Genomic DNA, 21,706 nt, shown 5'->3' on the forward strand with positions numbered 1-21,706 from the left:
TAACTTAAAAAATGAAAAGAATTTTACTCTGTTCGCTCATTGCTTTTATAGGGTCATTATCCGCAGAAGCACAGACCGATAAAGCATGGCAACGTAATTCGGGCGAAAAAATTGTGGCTTCGAAAAACGTAAAAAGACTCTCTTTCCCTAAAAAGTTTGACTTATACGATTTAAACATTAACCCGATAAGAGAAACTTTATTCTCCATTGTTGACAAATCATCAAAACATTCCGTAATTATTTCATTGCCTAACACCAAAGGACAAATGGAACAATTTGAAATGTATGAAGCGTCTAATTTTGAACCGGATTTGCAGGCACAGTATCCGCAAATCAGAGCTTTTTCAGGAAAAGGAATTACCGACAGTTATGCTACCATTAAATTAAGCATATCACCACAGGGAATCCAAACAATGGTTTTCAGATCCGACAATGAAAATGAATTCATGGAACCGTATTCTGTAGATGGAGAGACCTACGCCGTTTTCAATTCACAAAGAGAAAGAGGCCAATTGTCATGGACCTGCTCCACAGATGACCACGGCATGATGACCGACATTGACAAACAACTTCCAAGCACCAATAAATCTAGTGCAGGGCAATTAAAAACCATACGATTGGCACAATCCTGTAATGGTGAATATGCTGCTTATTTTGGAGCCAGTACTGCAGGAAATGATGCAGATAAAGCTTTGGTACTAGCCGCATTCAACGCAACTCTTACACGTTGTAACGGGATTTACGAAAGAGATTTAGCGTTGCATCTTAACCTCATCGCCAGCACTACAAACGTTATTTATTGTGATCCGGCAAGCGACCCTTATTCTACAAACTTAGGTCAGTGGAATGCTCAATTGCAAAATACTTTGAGTACAAACCTTACCGGCCCTTCTACTTCTTTAGCAGAGAATAATGCAGCCTATGATATTGGCCACATGTTCGGAGCAAGCGGGGGCGGTGGGAATGCAGGTTGTATCGGTTGTGTGTGCGTTGACGATACTAGTAGTGCATCTGACTTGAACAAAGGTGCCGGAATCACTTCACCGGCTGACGGTGTGCCAATGGGAGACAACTTTGACATTGACTATGTAGTTCATGAAATTGGACACCAATTAGGAGGCAATCATACTTTTTCAATCAGCAACGAAGGTACCGGAGTAAATAAGGAAGTAGGCTCAGGAGTAACTATCATGGGATATGCCGGAATTACAAATCAGGATGTCGCTCCTCATTCCATCGCCATTTACCATCAAGCGTCAATTGCTCAGATTCAGGCAACCCTGGCTGGAAAAACGTGTCCGGCAACAACTTCATTGGCTGGAAATAATGCAGCTCCTGTTGTCAATGCGGGACCTGATTATACTATTCCGAAAAGCACACCTTTTATCCTTACGGGTTCGGCTACCGACGCAGATGCAGGTGATGCCTTAACATATTGCTGGGAGCAAAATGATAACGCAGGAATTCAAACCGGAGCTAGCAGTGTCGCCAGCACATCCAAAAACTCCGGACCAAACTGGAGATCTTGGAACCCAACAACTTCACCAATCAGATACATGCCTATTTTATCTACTGTTATCGCCAATAGACAAACTACTGCCGGAACAGGAGATGAGACTATTAATGTTGAAGCGTTAAGTTCCGTTGCCAGAACCCTGAATTTCAGATTAACAGTAAGAGACAATGTTCCATACAGTTCTACTGCACCAATTAAAGTTGGACAAACCAACTATGACGACATGAGAGTAGTTGTTAACGGAACTGCGGGGCCTTTCACAGTTAGCGTTCCCAACACAGCTGTTTCATGGGTGGCTGGAACCAATCAAACGGTTACCTGGAATGTTGCCGGAACCACCGCAAATGGTGTAAACTGTAATTATGTTGATATTTATTTGTCTACTGACGGTGGAAATACTTACCCAATTTTATTGGCAAGCAAAGTTCCGAATGACGGATCTGAAACGATAACTGTTCCAAATAACACAGGGACAACAAATCGAATCATGGTTAAAGGAAATAACCATATTTTCTATGATATCTCAAACAACAACTTTACAATTACTGCTCCTACATCATCTTTTTCGGTTGGATTTAACGGTGTTGCCGGTCAGCAATTTAAATCGGTTTGTCAAGGCGGAACCACCTCCTATTCAATCGATTACAAAGTCTTCGGAGGCTTCAGCGCCACAACAACATTTAGCGCTACCAGTACTCCAACCGGATTAACAGTAACGTTCGCTCCGACTTCAATGAGCAGCTCAAACGGAACCGTCACCATGACTGTTAGCAATACTGCAGGAAAAACTCCCGGTGTTTATAAAATCGTTGCAAAGGCAACTTCAGGAACTACAAGCAAAACAGTTCCCTATTATCTTGAATTGCTAAACGCAGCATTCCCGGCTATGTCATTAACTACACCAGCCAATAATGCCGTTGGTCAAAACATGAACTTAAGCCTGAAATGGGTTACAAACAGCAACGCATCTTCATACGACGTTCAAGTTGCCACTGATCTGGCTTTCACAAACATCATCAGTTCAGGTAACGCTACGACAACTTCTTACAATGTATCAGGGTTGTCACAAGCCACTAATTACTATTGGAGAGTTGCACCAAAAAACAATGGCTGCACCGGAACATACAGTTCTGCGTTTAAATTCACAACGGGAACTTTATCCTGTGCCACAGTCAACTCTACAAATATTCCGGTTACAATTCCTGATAACACAACAGCAACATCGACAATCACTATTGCCAATGGTGGAATCATATCGGATGTAAATATTACGCTGAATGTAAGTCACTCCTGGATTGGTGATACAGATGCAACATTGACAAGCCCGGCGGGAACTATTGTTAAATTATTCGACAGGCCTTGTGATTCAGCAGCTTCAGGTAATGAAAACGCTAATGCAACTTTTGACGATTCAGGAGCTATTCCTGTTTGTCCGGGACTTACCGGAACAGTTATTCCGACATCACCACTATCTGCATTTAACGGACAAACTTCCACTGGTATCTGGACTTTAAAAGTAACCGACCGAGCTACAAACGATTCCGGAACCCTTAACAGCTGGAATTTAAATATCTGTACAGTACAAACAGCGGGAGTTACAGACAACACTATAAAGAATTTTACTCTTTACCCTAATCCTAACAATGGTAATTTTAAAGTTCAGTTCGAATCCAGTTCAAGCAATGATATTAAGATTAATATACATGATATAAGCGGAAGGTTAATTTTCGAAAAATCGTATCAAAACAACGGTTACTTCAGCCAAAACATTCAATTAAACAACACTCAAACGGGTGTTTACTTAATAAGTGTGCTGGATGGAGACAAACAAACAACAAAACGCATCATTATTAAGTAAAAATCATATTCTAATAAAAAAAGCGCCTATAATGGCGCTTTTTTTATTCTTTTAATTAAGCGAATAATGTAGTTGAGGAAGCAGATCAGCTATTGAAAGCAAACGATTTTGACAATGTAGTTGTCGCTTTTGACAACACAAAAGATCCTTTAAATGTAACATCACAAAGCACTACATAAGTTTTATGGGGTAATAACACTCCACAAACTTTACTAATGCCTTGAAAACTTAAACCCAGAATGCTTTTCCTTATGTCCGAATCCAAATAACGGAAAACTTCAATGCACAATTCGCGTCTAGCACAGGAAACAGTGTTAAAATAGGAATTCATGATATGAGAAGCAGGTTTGTTTTTAAAAATATCACATTCAGCACTATTTAAACAAAATATTAAACTTAAGAATATTCAGTCGTTTTACAAGGTAATCGTTCAGGAAGGAGACAGAAAAGAAATAAAGAAAACATTTTAAGTAAAAAAAACCTTACTTTAAAATTATTAATTTGACAAAAAAAAGTGATATTTTTTAACGACTTTCTTTATTTAACTTATTTTAATTTGAGTTTTTATAAAAACCTCATAATTTTGTCACAAACTTAACATTACATAAACTATAAAATGAAAAAAATTCTACTCCTTGCCATTACTGCTTTTGCAATATCCGCTGGATATGCGCAAAATGACAAGTTTTGGTCATCCCACAAGGGAGATAGTGGCAAAATGGCTACAGACAAGGCAGTTTCGCGCCTTTCGTTCCCAAAACAGTTTGATTTATATGAACTAAATTTAGATCATATGCAACAAACATTAGTTGGAACTCAAAACAGATCATCAAACCAAAAAGTTATCATTACTTTACCTAATGTTGATGGTGGTTTAGAGCAATTCGAAATGTATGAAGCTTCTAACTTCGACCCGGAGTTACAGGCACAATTCCCAGAAATCAGAGCTTATTCAGGAAAAGGTATAACAGACAAATATGCTACTTTAAAATTAAGTATTTCTCCACAAGGAATACAGACAATGGTTTTCAGAACCGACAAACCAAATGAATTTATCGAGGCTTATTCTCAAGACCACAGAGTATATGCGGTTTTCAAATCACAAAGAGAGAAAGGAAAAATGCCTTGGACTTGTTCTGTAAAAGAAAATGAAATGTTTGCGGAAATTACCCCAAAAGCACAGAGTTTTGCCGGAAGAGCCAGCGATGGTAAGTTAAAAACCTTACGCTTGGCACAGTCTGTTACAGCAGAATATTCCGCTTTTTTCGGTGCAAGTACAGCAGGAACAACAGCAGATAAATCTCTTGTTTTAGCTGCCATCAACAATACATTGACCCGTTGTAACGGAGTGTATGAAAAAGATTTAGGACTCCATCTAAATTTGGTTGCTAACAACACAAATATCCTCTATTTCAACCCATCCACTGACCCATATTCTCCAGCAGCGCAAGGATTGACTGATATTGCCGGATGTACAAGTGCTTATAATGACTGTCCAGGCACTTGGAACACTCAGTTACAAAGCACTTTAACAAGTGTTATCGGAGAAGCTAATTACGATATTGGACATTTATTCGGAGCCAGCGGCGGCGGCGGAAACGCAGGTTGTATAGGATGTGTGTGCGATGATTTACGCCCATCAGACTCGTCTCCTTCATACCAAAGAGGTAAAGGAGAAGGTATTACCTCTCCATTTGACGATATCCCTATGGGAGACAATTTCGATATTGACTTTGTAGTTCACGAAATAGGTCATCAATTGGGAGCAAGCCATACTTTCACAATGGGTGGTGAAAGATCAGGAGCAAACATGGAAGTAGGTTCTGGTATAACTGTTATGGGGTATGCTGGAATCACTAACCAAGACATAGCAGCGCACTCTATTGATGTTTATCACGCTGTTTCTATCAGTCAAATCCAAAGCAATTTAAACGGAAAAACCTGTCCGGTTACCACCAACATAGGAGCTAACAACGCTACTCCTGTTGCCCAAGCCGGTTCGGATTATACTATCCCAAAAAGCACTCCTTTCAAATTGACAGGAAATGCTACAGACGCTAACGCTGGTGACGCGCTTACTTACAGCTGGGAGCAGTTCGATTATGACAGTGCCAGTCAAACAGGTTCCGCAAGCGGTGCATCATCAACAAAAACAGTCGGACCAAACTGGAGATCCTATTCTCCGACTGCAAGCAAAGAACGTTATTTCCCTGTTATGAGTTCCGTATTAGTCGGCTCAACCACTACTCTAGGTCAAGAAATCGCTGTTGAAGCATTAAGCTCTGTCGCAAGACAGTTAAAGTTCAGACTAACAGTTAGAGACAACTCTGCTTACAGCACATCTCCTGTTAAAGTAGGACAGACCAGTTTCGACGATATGATAGTTACCGTAGATGACACAAAAGGACCTCTTGCAGTTACTTCTCAGAAAACAAACAATATTTCGTGGCCGCAAGGATCAACGCAAACAATTACATGGGCAGTAAACAATACTAATACAATTAACGGCGGTAACAATGTAGATATCTTATTATCTACAGACGGTGGCCAAACATTTACAACGTCTTTAGCAACAGGCATTCCTAATAACGGGTCAGCAACTATTACAGTTCCAAACATTGCTGCTCCTAACTGTAGAATTATGGTTAAAGCATCCGGAAACATTTTCTTTAACGTAAACATGAAACCTATTGCTATCGGATATTCTGTAACGTCTACTTGTACCGATTATGTAAAAACTTTCAGCCCTGCTCAAGCGATGACTACTGGATGGTCTGGTTATGCTTTCCCTGCTATCACTGACAATTACACAGTTTCTTCTGCTAAATTAAAAGTGGTTAGTACGGCAGCACTTACAAATCAGGTATCTTTCGCAATAGTAAAACCAAACTCAAACTTTATTGAGGTGGTTGCTTTTGATGGACCTACTTCGGGATGCACTTCTACGTCTTCTAATTTAGACGCTTTATTTGATGATGAAGGCGCTCCTTTCAACTGTGCTGCGACCAACACTGGTGCAACCTATGCTCCAAGAGTTCCACTTTACCGTTTAGACGGATTGAACTATACCGGAACGTGGTATCTTGCCGCAAAAAGCACTATCACAACTAATAAGATTTCAAGCGCAACTTTAACGTTGTGCCGTAGAGAAACAACTCCTCTTCTTTCTACTGACACTTTCGGATTACAGGATTTCACATTATATCCTAACCCGAACAACGGTAATTTCAATGTTCAGTTTACATCAAACACATCGAACGAAATTAAAATCGGTGTTCACGATTTGAGAGGCCGTTTAGTATTCGAGAATGGATATGAGAACACAGCAACATTCCGCCAAAACATCCAATTGAACAATGTTCAGGCAGGAATTTACATCGTGACTGTTCAGGATGGTGACAAAAAAGAAACTAAGAAAATCGTTATCCGATAATTATTTTCTTATATAAAAAGAAAAGCGCCTGTATAGGCGCTTTTCTTTTTATTATTTATTTAGTCAAATAAAACAACAATCTCTTAAAACCATGGACGTTTGTTCATCTGATACGTTTCGTAAAATTCCTCATCTGATTTTATCAAATAGAGAATTCCTTCAATTAGACCAGTTAGAGTAGTTACAATACCACACGTAACTAACGAAATCACTAAAGTAATAATACCCTCTGTCTGATAACCCAGATGAAACTTATGTATTCCAAACGGACCTAACAATATAGCCAATAAACCACAAGCCAATTTTTTATTATGCTGCTGAGGCGGCTGCGGTTGGTTCCAGTCTTCCTTCGGTTTTGTAACCTCCATATTTTTTGTTTTTAATTAATTAATAGCGTACCAAATTACATTTTTTTTACAGAAAAGCCTCATCCTCAGGCTCCCAAAGTTCAATTTTATTTCCTTCCGGATCAAGGATTAACCCGAATTTACCGTAGTCATAAGATTCCATTTCATCAACGATAGTTACACCTTCCTCCTTTAAAACTTTCAACAATTCCTCGAGATTATCTACTCGAAAATTCATCATGAATTGCTTCTGACTCGGCTCAAAATACTTGGTTTCGGCCGGAAAAGGCGACCATTGTGTTGAACAGTCATTTCCTTCCCTGTCTTTCCACCAAAATGTCCATCCATACTGATCTACCGGAATACCCAAATGATTTTTGTACCAGTCTTTAGTCGCATTGGAATCGTCGCATTTGAAGAAAAAACCACCCAATCCCGTTACTCTTTTAATGTCGTTCTTACTCATCTTTTTAATATTAAATCTTACTCATTTTTTTTGATATTAAAGAAGACCGTTACAGCCAAAAGCAGTAAAATTCCCTCCACGGTAAAAAAGAACAAATGATTGAAAACATCCTTTGTGATGTAACTGCAGGCCATTCCGAAGAGAATTAACCCCAAAGACAAAAGCAACGCCTGAAGTCGAGCCGAAGGGTTCCCTTCTTTAATGGGTTTGGCCAAAAACAACATCCAGATTCCAGACAACAACATCATAATCGACGAATACATCCAAATCATTTGCATGCCTTTTGCAGCCGGTTCCTGAATTTCTCCTTTAGCAATGTGTTCCAAAACTGCCGGAAACCCTAAAAAAGCGTGAGGAATAAACTGCAAACAAGTAATTCCCGCAACAAAAAGCATCAGGTAATAGGCAATTTTATTCATGTTCACTTTTTTGATTCATAAATATAATAGAAATATTATGGATTCTGCGATTGATTCCTACAGAAAATTATCTCATCTACTATTCTTCTCGCAAACCATCATGAAGATTAAGTCACATTTTAAATTAGACACCCCTATTCTCCATCATCTAACCCCATTTTAATCAAATACCTGATTATCAACATATAAAATCGATATTTAACCAGTTTATCGACCCAGTACTGATTGTTTTTCGTAGTTAATTATCTTAACTTTAACGAGTTAATTCAATCGTATCTCACTGTGAAACAAATACTTAAAACTCTTAGCTTTTTGATTCCTGTCTTAGCACTGAGCATCAGCTGCCAGAAAGAGGATTTTCGAACAGAATCATCATCGGGCGAACCTGCTGTTTTGGATGCGAATGGCAAACCGACATCACCATCACAACCACCTTACGTTTTAGCATCTTCTCGAACACAACTGGACGTTTATGGTGTCTGGCATGCCGGAAATGATTATTGCACTTGGGGAACTCCCCGTACCATAAACGAATTCGATTCGAAAAACCATTGGATCATTGATCGAGGTGACGGACTGCCTTCAGTTAATCTGGTCGTACTCAGTTTTGTGAATCCATTAAAGCTGATGAACGGAACAAATGATGCAACCACCAAGAATGGTCTTCCCAAAGGCATGACCCGTGCTATTGTTGATTATTTCAAGTGTCGAAAAATCAGGGTTATGCTCTCCATCGGAGGAATAACATATACCGACGACTGGAATACGGCACTAAGATCAAATCCGACGTTGCTAGCTGAAAATGCCGCCATGGTTGCCGACACCCTTGGCGTGGGCATTGAAATTGATTATGAAGAAAACAGAAGCCCGAACCTGGAAGGATTGCAAACTTTTATCAGTACTTACAGAGCTCGACACCCCTATGACCCATACGGTTATAATCACGCTGCCAGGCTTACCATCGATTTGGCTGCAGGAGACCGATGGCTGATTGCCATCTGTCAAAAAGCGACAAAAGACTGGCTCACAACGACAGCTCCGGTTCTCGATTATGCCAATGCCATGGTGCCGGCAAGACAGCCGTCAGCTTCGGGCGCCATCACCAACTGGGACGAACATATCGATGGCAAACCACAATATGCACCTCCAATTCCGCCATTAGCTCCGTGTAAATTTACCGGATCACTCTACATGACAGGCAATCAGCTGGTGCCGGAATGCAATAACTTTGACACATCCATCCAATCTAAGACCCAGGATTACGTTACCCGGGTCATGCCTAATGGAGCCGGAGTCTCATCAGGAATGCTGGGATATATGTTTTGGGCTGCCGAATGCAATTCGACAAGACAACTTTGTACCACCAACTGCTTGGGAGGCATTGGGGCAGGCTCAACATTTTTCGAAATCCAGTACCCGATGAAGCCCCTTCGACAGGAATAAACAGAGAATCAAATTATATTCTCAAAAATACTTAGCTGACTATCAATAAAAAAAGGATCATCATTCTGCCAAAAAAGGCGACAGACAATTATTTGAATAGATATTTACTATTGAATCGAAAGTCCATGACCTTTTAAACCTCACTGTACATCTGAATAATTTTATCCACGATGGTTTGTGCTAGTTTCACCTTGCTTTCCATTGTCCAACCGGCGATGTGTGGTGTAAGAAGAACATTGTTGGCTTCTAGCAGGTACTCGAAGGCGGCTGGTTTTTCACCTTCAAACAAATGTTCGAACGAAAGCTTTTCGTATTCCAGTACATCCAACCCTGCTCCAAGAATATTTTTTGATTGCAAGGCAGCTACTAAATCAGCGGTTACGACACTATTCCCTCTTGCCGTATTGATGAACCAGAACGGTTTGGCAAAGGCATTGATAAAGTCGGTATTGATCATTTTATCAGTTTCAGGCGTCCATGGCGTATGCAGACTCACTACATCGACTTTCTGCTGAAATTCACCCAAACTTACCTGACACGCATTTTCGTCGCCCACATCGTCTAAAATATCGTAACACAAAACCTCGACATCAAAACCACGGAGTTTTTTGGCAAAAGATTTTCCCATATTCCCATAACCGATGATACCCACCGTTTTTCCGTCGAGTTCGTGACCACGATTACTTTCACGGTTCCAATGACCACTGCGCACTTCCCGGTCGGCTTTGTTCAGGTTATTGAAAAGCGACAACAGCATCCCCAAAGCATGTTCTCCAACAGCATTGCGATTGCCTTCGGGAGCAGCAATAAGATGTACGCCTTTACTTTCGGCATACTCACAGTCGATGCTTTCCAAGCCGGCACCTACTCTAGCGATGAATTGCAGATTGGCGGCTTTGTCGAGAAAGTTTTTATCAATTTTAAAACGGCTTCGGATAACAATACCGTGATAGTCGTGAATCTTTGCTTCGATTTCGTGTTTTGATGATTTAAAATCTTCAAAATTCTGAAATCGGGCTTTTACCAATTGTTCCCACAACAACGGATGGTTGCTGTCGATATGGAGTATTTTGGTTTGGGAAATCGGCTGCAAATCTTTATTCATGATGGGTGTCATGTTTCTTGTTAAAGGAATAAAGATAGTAGTTTTATGGCAATGCTGCCCTGCAAAAATTTAAAACCCAAGAATCAGTCGGGCGATGCTGAAATAAATCAGAATTCCGAGGATATCATTAGTTGTGGTTATAAACGGCCCCGTAGCCAAAGCGGGGTCGATCCCATACTTATTCAGAATGATGGGAATAAAAGTTCCGTTAAGGGAGGCAATGATAATCACTGACAACAGTGCAATGGTAACGGTAATCCCAATATGGATTTCGTATCCTAACAAAAAGTAACTGCCGGCAAAAAGGATCGACGACAATATCAATCCGTTTAATAAACTAAGAGACAACTCTTTCAACAAGCGTTGGATAATACTTCCGGTTATGGCATTGTTCGCCAAACCCTGTACGATAATCGCAGAAGACTGTACTCCAACGTTCCCACCCATCGCCGCAATTAACGGAGTAAAAAAGAACAAGGCTTTATGGCCTTCCATCGCCGGTTCGAAAAGCCCTAAAACTTTCACACTGACAAAACCACCCAGCAGAGCCAAAACCAACCAAGGCAAGCGGGCACGCGTAAGTTCCAAAATACTGTCATCCGCTTCAACGTCCTGCGAGATACCGGCCGCTAACTGATAATCCTGATCAGCTTCTTCTTTAATTACATCGATGATATCGTCGATGGTAATTCTACCCACAAGACGTCCCATTTCGTCCACCACGGGAATGGCTTCCAAGTCGTATTTCTGCATGATACGGGCTACTTCCACATCGGGGGTATCCACTTTCACGTAATCTACTTTTTTGATATAGACATCACTGATAGGCGTTTTGGTTGAAGTGGTAAGCAAGTCTTTCAGCGACAAACGGCCTTTCAGGCGATCTTCATCATCCACCACATAAATGGAGTGCACGCGGGTTACGTGTTCAGCCTGCTGGCGCATCTCTTTAACACAGGTGAGTACGTTCCAGTTTTCGTTCACTTTCACTAACTCTTTTCCCATCAAACCTCCGGCGGTATCTTCGTCGTAACGCAACAAATCGACAATGTCTTTGGCGTGTTCAACATCCTCCAGCTCGGAGATAACCTCTTCCATTTTAGACTGTGGAAGTTCGGCAATAATGTCGGCCGCGTCGTCGGTATCCAACTCGTCGAGCTCTTCTGCAATTTCTTTGGCTGAAAGACGCTGCAAAATATTTTCACGCAAATCGTCTTCCAATTCCAACAGGATTTCCGCTGTTTTCTCGGAATCCAGGACTTTAAAAATATAGGTTGCTTCATCAAAATCCAGTTCGTCAAGGATTTCGGCAATATCAGCATGGTGCAAATCATTCAGCAATACTTCCAGTTGCTGGTCGTTTTTGCTTTGAATAAGTTGCTCTAATTGTTGAATTAGGTCTTTGCTGATTTTAAACTCCATCGGCTCCTATTTTTTGAGTAAGTTCTATGAATTGTTCTACGGAAAGCTGTTCCGGACGGAGGTCAAAGATACTATCTTCTCTTAAATTATCCGACAGATTCATCGATTTTAAGCTATTTCGAAGTGTCTTTCTTCTTTGGTTGAAGGATGTTTTCACGACGGTGAACAGCAATTTTTCATCACAAGGCAAATGGTAATTTTCCTTACGGATCATTCGCATCACCCCAGATTTAACTTTTGGCGGTGGTGTAAACACGTGTTCGCTTACCGTAAAAAGGTATTCTACATCGTAAAAGGCCTGCGCCAATACCGACAAAATACCGTAAACCTTACTTCCTTTTTTGGAACAGATACGCTCTGCCACCTCTTTTTGGAACATTCCAGAAAATTCCGGGATCTGGTCACGAAGCTCCAAAGTCCTGAACACAATCTGTGTGGAAATATTATACGGAAAGTTTCCGATGATAGCGAAAGGCTCATCGTTGAAAACTTCTTTGATATTGTATTTTAAAAAATCTTTGGAGATGATCTTTCCGTGCAATTTAGGATAATGTGCATCGAGGTAAGCCACCGATTCGGTATCAATCTCGATCACATAGGTATCGATGGGTTTCTCCAACAGATATTTGGTAAGCACACCCATTCCCGGACCGATCTCCAATACGTTTTTATAGCCTTTCAATGTCAGTGCATCGGCTATGTCTTTGGCTATGCTTTCATCGTTCAGGAAATGCTGTCCGAGGTGTTTTTTTGCTTTTACTTTGTCCATTATTTAGACTTCTTAGATTATTTAGATTGATAGATATTTAGACTTCTTAGAAAGTCAGAATATTAGACTTTTAAATTATTGCTTTTCAAAAACAATATTCATTCAAAAAATCTAAGTAGTCTAAGTCAGTCTAAAAATCTAAACTATCTGAATTAATGTTCTGAAATCAACTCCAGTTCGGTACGGAAGGCTAACATTTTATCACCGAAAAGACGCAATCCCTCTTCACGAAGCCTTGCTGCATCTTCGTCGTAATAACGCTGCAAGGTTTCTTTAGAATCAGTGGTATACTGAATGGAATATGTCACTCCTCCCATATCTTCTTCCACCAATACTTTAACCATACGTGCCGACGTAAATTTTCCAGTAGCCAAAACGTCTTTGATGTGTTTTTCCTGCATCCATTTCATCCATTGATCGTGGACGCTTTCGTGTATATTGATAGTTACGTTGTAGATTATCATTATTGATTATTTAATTGTGTATTAGTTATGGATAAAAACCTGAAAACTGCAACTGTAGCAATGTACTCTGTTACAGATTTGTGTCCCCTCTAAGTTTTCTGAAATTCGTTCGGGCATCCACAAAGTGAATACTGTCCTGATGGTTAAAAATCACCTTTTCGTAAAGTGCTTTTGCCTTTTCTACATCCTGCAGATTCTTGCGGTAAATTTCCGCTGAATAGAACAAAGCTTCATCGGTATAAATACTCTCTTTGTAATTGTCCAAAATCTGCTGATAAAGCAGTAATGCCTGTTGGAAATCGTTTTGTTTTTCATACAATTGTCCGACCTTCAGCAAAGTTTCATCCTCAATCGCCTGACCTTTATGTTCAGTCAATATGGCCTTAAATGCTTTTAGCGCTTCGGCAGTTTTATTTTGATAAAGTAAGAAATCGGCTTTGCAGAATTTTTTCAGAGCGACCTGCGTACTGTCTTCTACAGTATTGTCGCTGATGAGCAGAAACAATTCCAGCGCATCATTGGCGATTAATTGGGACGATGAAGATTTCAAAACTTTAAACTGTTTCTGCGCCCATTCGAAATCGCCTTTAAAATAACTCGCTTTAGCCATTTTCAGACTGGCCTGATGTCCTATTTCATCGTTTTTCAAATCATCTTCGATCTGAGCATAATAGATGATTGCCTGATTGAATTTTTCATCCAATAATAAAATATCAGCCAGTTCATCTTTCACTTCCGCTTTTTGGTAATTATTCAAAGGCAATTCCAATGCTTTGGTTAGCGTATTTTTAGCCGATTCAAATTGCTTCAGATAGAACGCATCGAAATGCGCGGACAAAATCTGTAATTGCAAGGAGTAAGGGGAAATACCGTACTTCTTCAACAACAGGTTAAGTTTTTCTCTTATTCCCGGAAATTCTTTTTCTGAAGCCTTTTCAATTTCCATGGACAACAAATGATGATGCGCCTCCATTTGCAATCCCAAATCCTGTGTATTATCCAGTATGAACTGCAATATTTCGGTTGCCGCTTCGTTTTCGTCTTCCTGAACCGCCAGTTTTGCCAGATTGATTATTGTATAGAAATTATCGGGCTGTCTTTTAAAAATGGCTTTCTCCTGAATGAAGGCTTTTCCGAATTCTTTCTGTTGAACAAAATACCAACTCAAAAACTGGTTCCAGAAAATATCTTGCGTTTTTTGTGTCCGAAGTAATAAGGCTTTTTTCAGGTAAGCGTTGAAACTTTCGCTGGCATCCTCGGTTATGAATCGCATCAACTGATTTTGAACCATCGGAAGGTTGGCCGGATTAGAAAAAGCAAAATCAAGAAGCTTATCGGTCATCAGCTCCATATTCCCTAATTGCCCCTGCAACAAAGCCAGTTGGTAATCGAAATTCAAATTAGGGTTAACCGATTTTCCGATTTCGTAGGCCTGAATTGCTTTTTCCACAAGTACCTTTTGTTCGAAAGCATAAGCAATACCATAAACATTATTGGGGTTTTCGCGAATTTTCTCCAACGCGCTGGCGTAATTTTTATCCGCTTTCTCCTGATTTTTCTGCAGTTGATAGTTATACCCAAGTTCTACGTAAAGATTATCCAATTTCATTTTTTCGATTCGGCTCTGAATCAGTTGTTCTGCCTTTTCGTATTGCTTCAACTGTTGGTAACAGGCAATGGATTTAAGCAAAACCGGGTAATTGTAAGGTTGTGCTTTTAAGACATCCTCATACACCACTATGGCTTTTTCAAATTCGCCACGGTCAAAATAATTCTGCGCCAACTGTTCGTTTTGCGAAAAAACAGTTAGCGAGAAAAAAAGCAGTATGTAAACGAAGTTGAATCTCATCGGTGATAATAAACTATAAATTTAAACATTGAATTTGTATTAAAGCCACATTCATCTGTTAATTTATAGTTTAAAAGCTACAGACACCTGTTCGGAAAGAACCCAATTAGTGATTCTGACGCTTTATATTATAAAAAAAGTCCCGATTTCTCGAGACTTTTTTCTTATTTCAAATTGCCTTAGTCAGCTAAAACAATTACTTTATTGTCGTTCATTTCGACAGTTCCTGATTCGATAGGTAACCAAAACGTCTGTTCGTTTACTTTGTGGAATTTATGCGCAAATTCCTTTGCGATTTTCAATCCCGAACCAACGATTTTTACGTTTCCTTTTCCTAACAACGACACGATAGCCGCGTGGTTGTTCAACATCTGGAACTCGCCATTCACTCCCGGAACTGCTACCGAAGTAACTTCACCGCTGAATAATGTGGCTTCTGGTGATACAATTTCTACAATCATCTTTTATTTGCTTTAGAGCTTTAAGCTTTAGGCTTTAAGCAATTAAAATTATGCTTCTGCTAACATTTTTTGTCCAGCTTCGATAGCCTCTTCGATGGTACCTTTCAAGTTGAACGCTGCCTCCGGTAAGTGGTCTAACTCACCGTCGATAATCATGTTAAATCCTTTGATAGTATCTTTGATATCAACCAATACACCCGGGATACCTGTAAACTGCTCAGCTACGTGGAACGGCTGAGATAAGAAACGTTGTACACGACGTGCTCTTGATACAGCTAATTTATCATCTTCTGATAATTCTTCCATACCTAAGATCGCGATGATATCCTGTAATTGTTTGTATTTCTGTAGAATCTCTTTTACTCTTTGCGCACAAGCGTAGTGCTCTTTTCCTAAGATTTCCGGAGTAAGGATACGAGAAGTAGAATCCAATGGATCTACCGCAGGGTAAATACCTAACTCAGCAATTTTACGAGACAATACTGTTGTAGCATCTAAGTGAGCAAACGTAGTTGCCGGTGCCGGGTCAGTTAAGTCATCCGCAGGTACGTAAACCGCCTGTACAGATGTAATAGATCCCGTTTTTGTTGAAGTAATACGCTCCTGCATTGTACCCATCTCAGTTGCCAATGTTGGTTGGTAACCTACCGCAGATGGCATACGACCTAATAGTGCCGATACCTCAGAACCTGCCTGTGTAAAACGGAAGATGTTATCAACGAAGAAAAGTACGTCTTTTCCTTGACCTTCACCAGCTCCATCACGGAAGTACTCAGCGATAGAAAGACCAGATAAAGCTACACGAGCACGAGCTCCTGGTGGCTCATTCATCTGTCCGAAAACGAAAGTAGCCTTAGACTCTCTCATTCCTGGTTTATCAACTTTTGATAAATCCCATCCTCCATTTTCCATAGAGTGCATGAAATCATCACCATATTTGATAATACCTGACTCTAACATCTCACGAAGCAAGTCATTTCCTTCACGTGTTCTTTCACCTACTCCAGCGAATACAGAAAGACCACCGTGACCTTTTGCAATATTGTTAATCAACTCCTGAATCAATACTGTCTTACCTACACCAGCACCACCGAACAATCCAATTTTACCCCCTTTTGCGTAAGGCTCGATCAAATCGATTACTTTAATACCTGTAAATAGAACTTCAGTCGAAGTTGATAAATCTTCAAATTTAGGAGCCTGACGGTGAATTGGCAAACCATTCGCACCATCTTTTGGCAAATCTCCAAGCCCATCAATAGCGTCTCCCATTACATTGAACAAACGACCATAGATATCTTTACCGATCGGCATTTGGATTGGACTACCTGTTGAAACCACTTCTGTACCTCTGCTTAGACCATCCGTTGAATCCATCGAAATAGTACGAACCGTATCCTCACCAACGTGAGACTGTACTTCAAGTACTAATTTTGTACCATCTTTTTTAATGATTTCTAATGAATCATAAATCTTTGGAAGTTCGGCATTTTGCGTGTTAAAAACCACGTCAACCACCGGTCCGATAATCTGTGCAACTTTTCCTGTAACTTTAGACATTGCTTATGTATTTATTAAACAGCTATTTACGTTTCTTGAAAAAACCTCTTTTTTCAGAGCGCAAAGATAGTTTTTAAATTAAAAAAAAGAAAATTAATTATTGAATTTTTTACAATAAAAAAGCGGATCGTAAAAATCCGCTTTAAATTTTATTCCACAGTAACCGATTTTGCAAGGTTTCTTGGCTGATCGACATTACATTCTCTCATCACCGCAATGTGGTATGAAAGTAATTGTAACGGGATTGTTGTCAATAATGGCGTTAATGCTTCCGAAGTATCAGGCACTTCAATCACGTGATCTGCCAATGCACGCACCTGAGTATCACCTTTGGTAACCACCGCAATGATTTTTCCGCTTCTGGCTTTGATTTCCTGAATATTACTTACCACTTTATCGTAATGGTTCTGCTTAGGCGCAATCACCACAACCGGCATGTGCTCATCGATTAACGCGATTGGTCCGTGCTTCATTTCAGCTGCAGGATAACCTTCCGCATGTATGTAGGATATCTCTTTTAATTTTAACGCACCTTCCAATGCTACAGGGAAATTATAACCGCGTCCTAAATAAAGACAGTTAGGAGCATCTTTATAAATTCCTGCAATGGTTTTGGCTACATCATTACTCAACAATGCTTCTTCCACTTTTTCAGGAATCAATTCCAATTCCAGCAAATAACGCTGGTAATCAGAATTATTCATCGTTCCTTTGGCTTTAGCCAAACGAAGCGCAATCATGGCTAACACTGTGATTTGCGTAGTAAACGCTTTTGTGGATGCCACCCCGATTTCCGGTCCGGCATGCGTATAAGCTCCGGCATGGGTTTCACGGGAAATGGAAGATCCAACTACATTACATACTCCGAAAACGAACGCACCTTTTTCTTTCGCCAACTTAATAGCCGCTAACGTATCAGCCGTTTCTCCTGATTGCGAAATGGCAATAACCACGTCATCAGAGTTAATAATCGGATTGCGATAACGGAATTCAGACGCATATTCTACTTCAACAGAAATACGTGCAAATTCCTCAATTATATATTCTGCCACCAATCCGGCGTGCCACGAAGTTCCGCAGGCAACGATAAGGATTCGGCTGGCATTGGTGAATTTCTCAATATTATCTTCCACACCTGCCATCTGAATAATACCTTTATTGGCATGCAAACGACCACGGTAGGTATCTTTGATCACACTCGGCTGCTCGTAAATCTCTTTCAACATGAAATGATCATAGCCTCCTTTTTCAATCTGCTCCAAATTCATCTGCAATTGCTGAATGTATGGATCCACCAACGAATTGTCTTTTATCTTGCGAACCTTCATCGGTTTATGCAAACGAACTATCGCCATTTCCTCATCTTCCAGATAGATAGCATTCGTCGTATATTCAATAAAAGGAGAAGCATCCGATGCAACGAAGAATTCATCTTCTCCGATTCCGATAGCTAACGGACTCCCTAAACGCGCCACGACCATTTCCTCAGGCGTTTTTGTATCCATAACCGCAATAGCATAGGCTCCAATCACTTGGTTCAAGGCAACCTGAACCGCTTTTCCTAATTTAAGATTGTCTTTTTTCTGAACCTCTTCAATAAGATTAACCAAAACTTCGGTATCTGTATCAGAATGAAAAACATAGCCACGGTTCATTAATTCTTTCTTAAGCGGCTCATAGTTCTCGATAATTCCGTTATGGATAATCACCAATTCACCGGAATTCGAAAAATGAGGGTGTGAATTCACATCATTAGGAACTCCGTGTGTAGCCCAACGGGTGTGCCCCATACCTACAGTTCCTTTTAATGACAATTCTTTTTCGGCTTTGGCTTCCAAATCAGAAACTTTTCCTTTTGTCTTGGAAAGATTAAACTTCCCTTCCTCACACAAAACCAAGCCAGCACTGTCATACCCACGGTACTCCAGCCTTTTTAATCCTTTAATAATCACAGGATAAGCTTCTCTGTGACCTATATATCCAACAATTCCACACATAATTAGTCAGGTTTTGTATAGTAAATCTCTAATTTAATTCTTTTGTCATAATTATCCGTATCCGAAGCAGGAACAGTAGCATCATACAAGATAGTCCCTAGCGGACTAAGCACCGATCCAAGCGGAACTACTTCAGTAGGCTGCCCACCAGCGGGTTTTCGATAAGCGTTGGTTGACACATTAATACTTTCCGTAACTGACAAACCAAGCGTATAATTCGTCGAATCGTTCTTGATCAAATTCTTCATGTGATCCGTAATTCGGATTTTGTATTTCACTCCATGACCCGATGCATCTTTTTCAATAATTCCACCAAAACCTATTTTACTTAATTTTGGATTTGAACTATTGGTAGAACCGTCGCTAAAATAATCCACGACAGGTCTTTTGTTTTTGGCATCGTAAACATAAATTCGGGTAGGCTCCTCCTGGTTAGATTTCCCCATACCGCTACTTTCGCTTTTATCCACATAAAAAGTAAGATTCGCTTCATTGATCATCCAATTGTTTTCCACAAAGTCTTCTCTTATTTTATCCAATTCGTCCGGCACCTGGTTACCGTTCGCATCCTTAGACAAATCAAACAAATCAATAGTAGCAACAGAACCCGCCCCTCCTTTTAAACTAATCCTGTTTGAAGCAGCTGGCAATGTATGATTATTATCAAAGAAATTAATGCAATTTCCTCCCAATTTGAGCTTCAAAGACCCTTTACTCCTAGCCTGCGTAGGCGTAGGTGAATTAGCAACATTATCCATGTTGTATTTTATCATTATATATCCCTTGGTAAAATCCAACGACGCCAAAGCCCCTTGTTGACTATCCAATGCCTCGACTTGAAAGTACAACCCTCTGAAATACTTCTTAAAGGTATTGTTATTGATTAAATTCCCAGGGTCCGCCTCCAAGATTCTTTTTGTAAAATATTCTTTATTCAGATTTAGCCATATCCCCGGAGTAAAACGCTCTTTAACAACGCGTTTTGAAATAGTAATCTGATCCGTCAACTCTTCACCATCTGCATCAACAAATTTCCCCTGATCATTTGTTTTATAAATAATGTGTTCTTTTTTATCAAAGAAAAACTCTTCATTTTCAGATTCATTCACACTGTTATTCAGGTATTGACCGTTCAGAACAGAACTTCCGTCTGCCGCTGCACCTCTCAAATTACTCTCGATTGCACCCTTATCATCAGAGTAAAAGCGCTGAACACCAAACGGATTATTAGGATTGTAATTTTCCAGATAATAACCGTTTTCATAAATTTTCAACTTGAACTTTTGAGTTGCCAGATCTATGTCATTTTTAACACCATCTCCATAAATCGAATCCAATTCATACTCTCTTACTCCATTAGCATCTGTTCCGGTTTGCTTACCGTAGTAGAACGGCACGTACACCCAAACAGAATCAACTTGCGGATGCGTATTTACAGTAACATTTTCAACCTCCATCTCGGCTTGTGTAACGAAATGAGACGTAGTTCTTCCGAAAGCCGGATCAACATACGTTCCAAGGGAATTTAAACTAAGGTTATTGGTCTGTACCGGACCGGTAAGAAAGTTATTGGTTTTTACTTCATAAGTTGTTTTTTCAAGCGCAAAATGATCATCCCCAACAATATCAGAACCTATAGAATTAAAATCCTTATCACAAGAAGCAAAAAGAACGATGGTAACCAACAATAAAAGCTTCTTAGCCAATGTAAATTTATTCATGTTTTGTAAATCAGTTTATTATAAAACCTGTGTTTTGTAGAAATTAGTATATACCTCTGCAAATTGATCTTTCGGTACGAAAGGTAAAAAAGGTTTGTTTGAAGTTTCTATAAATTTTGTTAAACTTGGCGACACTTCTTCGGAAGCAATGATAACCGCATCCGAATGCAGGATTGATGCTTTCATGATGTTTTCGAAATTCGGCTCGGCCAAATCATTCACTGATTCTTGAGGCACATTGTCGAAAGTTACTTTCTTAAGCATCTCCATATCTAACGTACCGTCAAAAGACTGACTATAAACTGATGTAACAATTTTGGTATCGGCAAAAAGCGCTTCGTTTTTGTAGAAATGTTTCATATAAACTGGCAACATCGCCGCCATCCATCCGTGAACGTGGATAATATCCGGAACCCAGTTAAGTTTTTTAACAGTTTCCACCACCCCTTTAGCAAAGAAAATGGCGCGCTCGTCGTTATCCGGATACAAAACACCTTCCTCATCGGTAAAGGTAGCTTTGCGCTTGAAGTATTCATCGTTATCGATAAAATAAACCTGAATGCGCTCTTTCGGGATCGAAGCAACTTTAATAATCAGAGGCATGTCCATATCATTCACCACCAAATTCATCCCCGACAATCGAATCACCTCATGCAATTGATGTCTTCTCTCATTAATATTTCCGTATCTCGGCATGAAAATGCGTATTTGGCCTCCCTGATCGTTGATCATTTTAGGCACATCATACGACATTAAAGAAACCTCATTTTCAGCCAAGTAAGGCACTACTTCAGATGATACATACAATATCCTCTTATCCTCCATTTGTATTTTATTTTTAAAAATTGGGTACAAAAAACATGCAAAATTACAAAA

Annotated in this window: 16 protein-coding genes; 3 read left to right on the plus strand and 13 right to left on the minus strand. The window is 39.9% G+C overall.

The genetic code is table 11. The features are described from left to right. The first annotated feature begins 11 nt into the window (after positions 1-11). Together LZF87_RS02445 and LZF87_RS02450 are read left to right on the plus strand one after the other, a co-directional pair. Positions 12-3,374 (plus strand): reprolysin-like metallopeptidase, encoded by a 3,363-nt coding sequence (locus tag LZF87_RS02445; protein WP_244341279.1) that lies wholly within the window; start codon positions 12-14, stop codon positions 3,372-3,374. Positions 3,375-3,990: 616 nt separating this feature from the next. Beyond that, the gene (locus LZF87_RS02450; RefSeq protein WP_244341282.1) at positions 3,991-6,807 is read left to right on the plus strand and encodes a zinc-dependent metalloprotease; all 2,817 of its coding nucleotides are present in this window, start codon (positions 3,991-3,993) and stop codon (positions 6,805-6,807) included. Between the two features lie 83 nt (positions 6,808-6,890). On the opposite strand, the gene LZF87_RS02455 is transcribed toward LZF87_RS02450, so the two are convergent. From LZF87_RS02455 to LZF87_RS02465, 3 genes are read right to left on the minus strand one after another with little or no spacing between them, the layout of a single operon-like run. Next, on the minus strand, positions 6,891-7,175 hold the full coding sequence (locus tag LZF87_RS02455) for a TM2 domain-containing protein (protein ID WP_244341285.1): 285 nt from the start codon (positions 7,173-7,175) through the stop codon (positions 6,891-6,893). Between the two features lie 46 nt (positions 7,176-7,221). Beyond that, positions 7,222-7,620, minus strand: coding sequence for a VOC family protein (locus LZF87_RS02460; RefSeq protein ID WP_244341296.1), 399 nt, complete (start codon positions 7,618-7,620; stop codon positions 7,222-7,224). A gap of 17 nt (positions 7,621-7,637) precedes the next feature. Further along, positions 7,638-8,039 carry a hypothetical protein gene (locus LZF87_RS02465; RefSeq protein ID WP_244341305.1) on the minus strand — a complete coding sequence of 134 codons (402 nt, stop codon included), beginning with the start codon at positions 8,037-8,039 and terminating at the stop codon, positions 7,638-7,640. A 393-nt stretch (positions 8,040-8,432) separates the two neighbouring features. On the opposite strand from LZF87_RS02465, the gene LZF87_RS02470 reads away from it, so the two are divergent. Continuing rightward, positions 8,433-9,482, plus strand: a complete 1,050-nt coding sequence (locus tag LZF87_RS02470; RefSeq protein WP_244341308.1) for a hypothetical protein — start codon at positions 8,433-8,435, stop codon at positions 9,480-9,482. Positions 9,483-9,615: 133 nt separating this feature from the next. Here LZF87_RS02470 and LZF87_RS02475 read toward each other — a convergent pair whose 3' ends face one another. The 10 genes from LZF87_RS02475 to LZF87_RS02520 form a co-directional block, all read right to left on the minus strand. Then, the gene (locus LZF87_RS02475; protein WP_244341310.1) at positions 9,616-10,587 is read right to left on the minus strand and encodes a 2-hydroxyacid dehydrogenase; all 972 of its coding nucleotides are present in this window, start codon (positions 10,585-10,587) and stop codon (positions 9,616-9,618) included. Positions 10,588-10,656: 69 nt separating this feature from the next. Continuing rightward, positions 10,657-12,009: a magnesium transporter gene (gene mgtE / locus LZF87_RS02480; protein WP_244341313.1), complete on the minus strand. Its 1,353-nt coding sequence runs from the start codon at positions 12,007-12,009 to the stop codon at positions 10,657-10,659. Next, positions 11,999-12,778 (minus strand): 16S rRNA (adenine(1518)-N(6)/adenine(1519)-N(6))-dimethyltransferase RsmA, encoded by a 780-nt coding sequence (gene rsmA / locus LZF87_RS02485; protein WP_244341315.1) that lies wholly within the window; start codon positions 12,776-12,778, stop codon positions 11,999-12,001. The genes mgtE and rsmA overlap by 11 nt, the downstream gene beginning before the upstream one ends. A gap of 152 nt (positions 12,779-12,930) precedes the next feature. After that, positions 12,931-13,242 (minus strand): DUF4286 family protein, encoded by a 312-nt coding sequence (locus LZF87_RS02490; RefSeq protein WP_244341318.1) that lies wholly within the window; start codon positions 13,240-13,242, stop codon positions 12,931-12,933. 70 nt (positions 13,243-13,312) lie between these two features. Then, positions 13,313-15,091: a tetratricopeptide repeat protein gene (locus LZF87_RS02495; protein WP_244341321.1), complete on the minus strand. Its 1,779-nt coding sequence runs from the start codon at positions 15,089-15,091 to the stop codon at positions 13,313-13,315. Between the two features lie 179 nt (positions 15,092-15,270). Beyond that, complete coding sequence (locus tag LZF87_RS02500; protein ID WP_244341339.1) at positions 15,271-15,552, minus strand: F0F1 ATP synthase subunit epsilon; 282 nt, start codon at positions 15,550-15,552, stop codon at positions 15,271-15,273. A gap of 48 nt (positions 15,553-15,600) precedes the next feature. Then, positions 15,601-17,112: a F0F1 ATP synthase subunit beta gene (gene atpD, locus LZF87_RS02505; RefSeq protein WP_244341353.1), complete on the minus strand. Its 1,512-nt coding sequence runs from the start codon at positions 17,110-17,112 to the stop codon at positions 15,601-15,603. Positions 17,113-17,261: 149 nt separating this feature from the next. Then, positions 17,262-19,109, minus strand: a complete 1,848-nt coding sequence (glmS, locus tag LZF87_RS02510) for a glutamine--fructose-6-phosphate transaminase (isomerizing) (RefSeq protein ID WP_244341354.1) — start codon at positions 19,107-19,109, stop codon at positions 17,262-17,264. A 2-nt stretch (positions 19,110-19,111) separates the two neighbouring features. Next, positions 19,112-20,830: a DUF4270 domain-containing protein gene (locus LZF87_RS02515; RefSeq protein WP_244341357.1), complete on the minus strand. Its 1,719-nt coding sequence runs from the start codon at positions 20,828-20,830 to the stop codon at positions 19,112-19,114. Between the two features lie 18 nt (positions 20,831-20,848). Next, positions 20,849-21,655, minus strand: a complete 807-nt coding sequence (locus tag LZF87_RS02520; RefSeq protein WP_244341360.1) for a glycogen/starch synthase — start codon at positions 21,653-21,655, stop codon at positions 20,849-20,851. Positions 21,656-21,706 lie beyond the last annotated feature (51 nt).

Source organism: Flavobacterium enshiense (assembly GCF_022836875.1).
Taxonomy (GTDB): domain Bacteria; phylum Bacteroidota; class Bacteroidia; order Flavobacteriales; family Flavobacteriaceae; genus Flavobacterium; species Flavobacterium enshiense_A.

Excerpts from the sequence above, each read along its gene's own strand:
- LZF87_RS02445 (WP_244341279.1), top strand. The coding sequence starts at position 12 with ATGAAAAGAATTTTACTCTGTTCGCTCATTGCTTTTATAGGGTCATTA.
- LZF87_RS02450 (WP_244341282.1), top strand. The coding sequence starts at position 3,991 with ATGAAAAAAATTCTACTCCTTGCCATTACTGCTTTTGCAATATCCGCT.
- LZF87_RS02455 (WP_244341285.1), bottom strand. The coding sequence starts at position 7,175 with ATGGAGGTTACAAAACCGAAGGAAGACTGGAACCAACCGCAGCCGCCT.
- LZF87_RS02460 (WP_244341296.1), bottom strand. The coding sequence starts at position 7,620 with ATGAGTAAGAACGACATTAAAAGAGTAACGGGATTGGGTGGTTTTTTC.
- LZF87_RS02465 (WP_244341305.1), bottom strand. The coding sequence starts at position 8,039 with ATGAATAAAATTGCCTATTACCTGATGCTTTTTGTTGCGGGAATTACT.
- LZF87_RS02475 (WP_244341310.1), bottom strand. The coding sequence starts at position 10,587 with ATGAATAAAGATTTGCAGCCGATTTCCCAAACCAAAATACTCCATATC.
- mgtE (WP_244341313.1), bottom strand. The coding sequence starts at position 12,009 with ATGGAGTTTAAAATCAGCAAAGACCTAATTCAACAATTAGAGCAACTT.
- rsmA (WP_244341315.1), bottom strand. The coding sequence starts at position 12,778 with ATGGACAAAGTAAAAGCAAAAAAACACCTCGGACAGCATTTCCTGAAC.
- LZF87_RS02490 (WP_244341318.1), bottom strand. The coding sequence starts at position 13,242 with ATGATAATCTACAACGTAACTATCAATATACACGAAAGCGTCCACGAT.
- LZF87_RS02495 (WP_244341321.1), bottom strand. The coding sequence starts at position 15,091 with ATGAGATTCAACTTCGTTTACATACTGCTTTTTTTCTCGCTAACTGTT.
- LZF87_RS02500 (WP_244341339.1), bottom strand. The coding sequence starts at position 15,552 with ATGATTGTAGAAATTGTATCACCAGAAGCCACATTATTCAGCGGTGAA.
- atpD (WP_244341353.1), bottom strand. The coding sequence starts at position 17,112 with ATGTCTAAAGTTACAGGAAAAGTTGCACAGATTATCGGACCGGTGGTT.
- glmS (WP_244341354.1), bottom strand. The coding sequence starts at position 19,109 with ATGTGTGGAATTGTTGGATATATAGGTCACAGAGAAGCTTATCCTGTG.
- LZF87_RS02515 (WP_244341357.1), bottom strand. The coding sequence starts at position 20,830 with ATGAATAAATTTACATTGGCTAAGAAGCTTTTATTGTTGGTTACCATC.
- LZF87_RS02520 (WP_244341360.1), bottom strand. The coding sequence starts at position 21,655 with ATGGAGGATAAGAGGATATTGTATGTATCATCTGAAGTAGTGCCTTAC.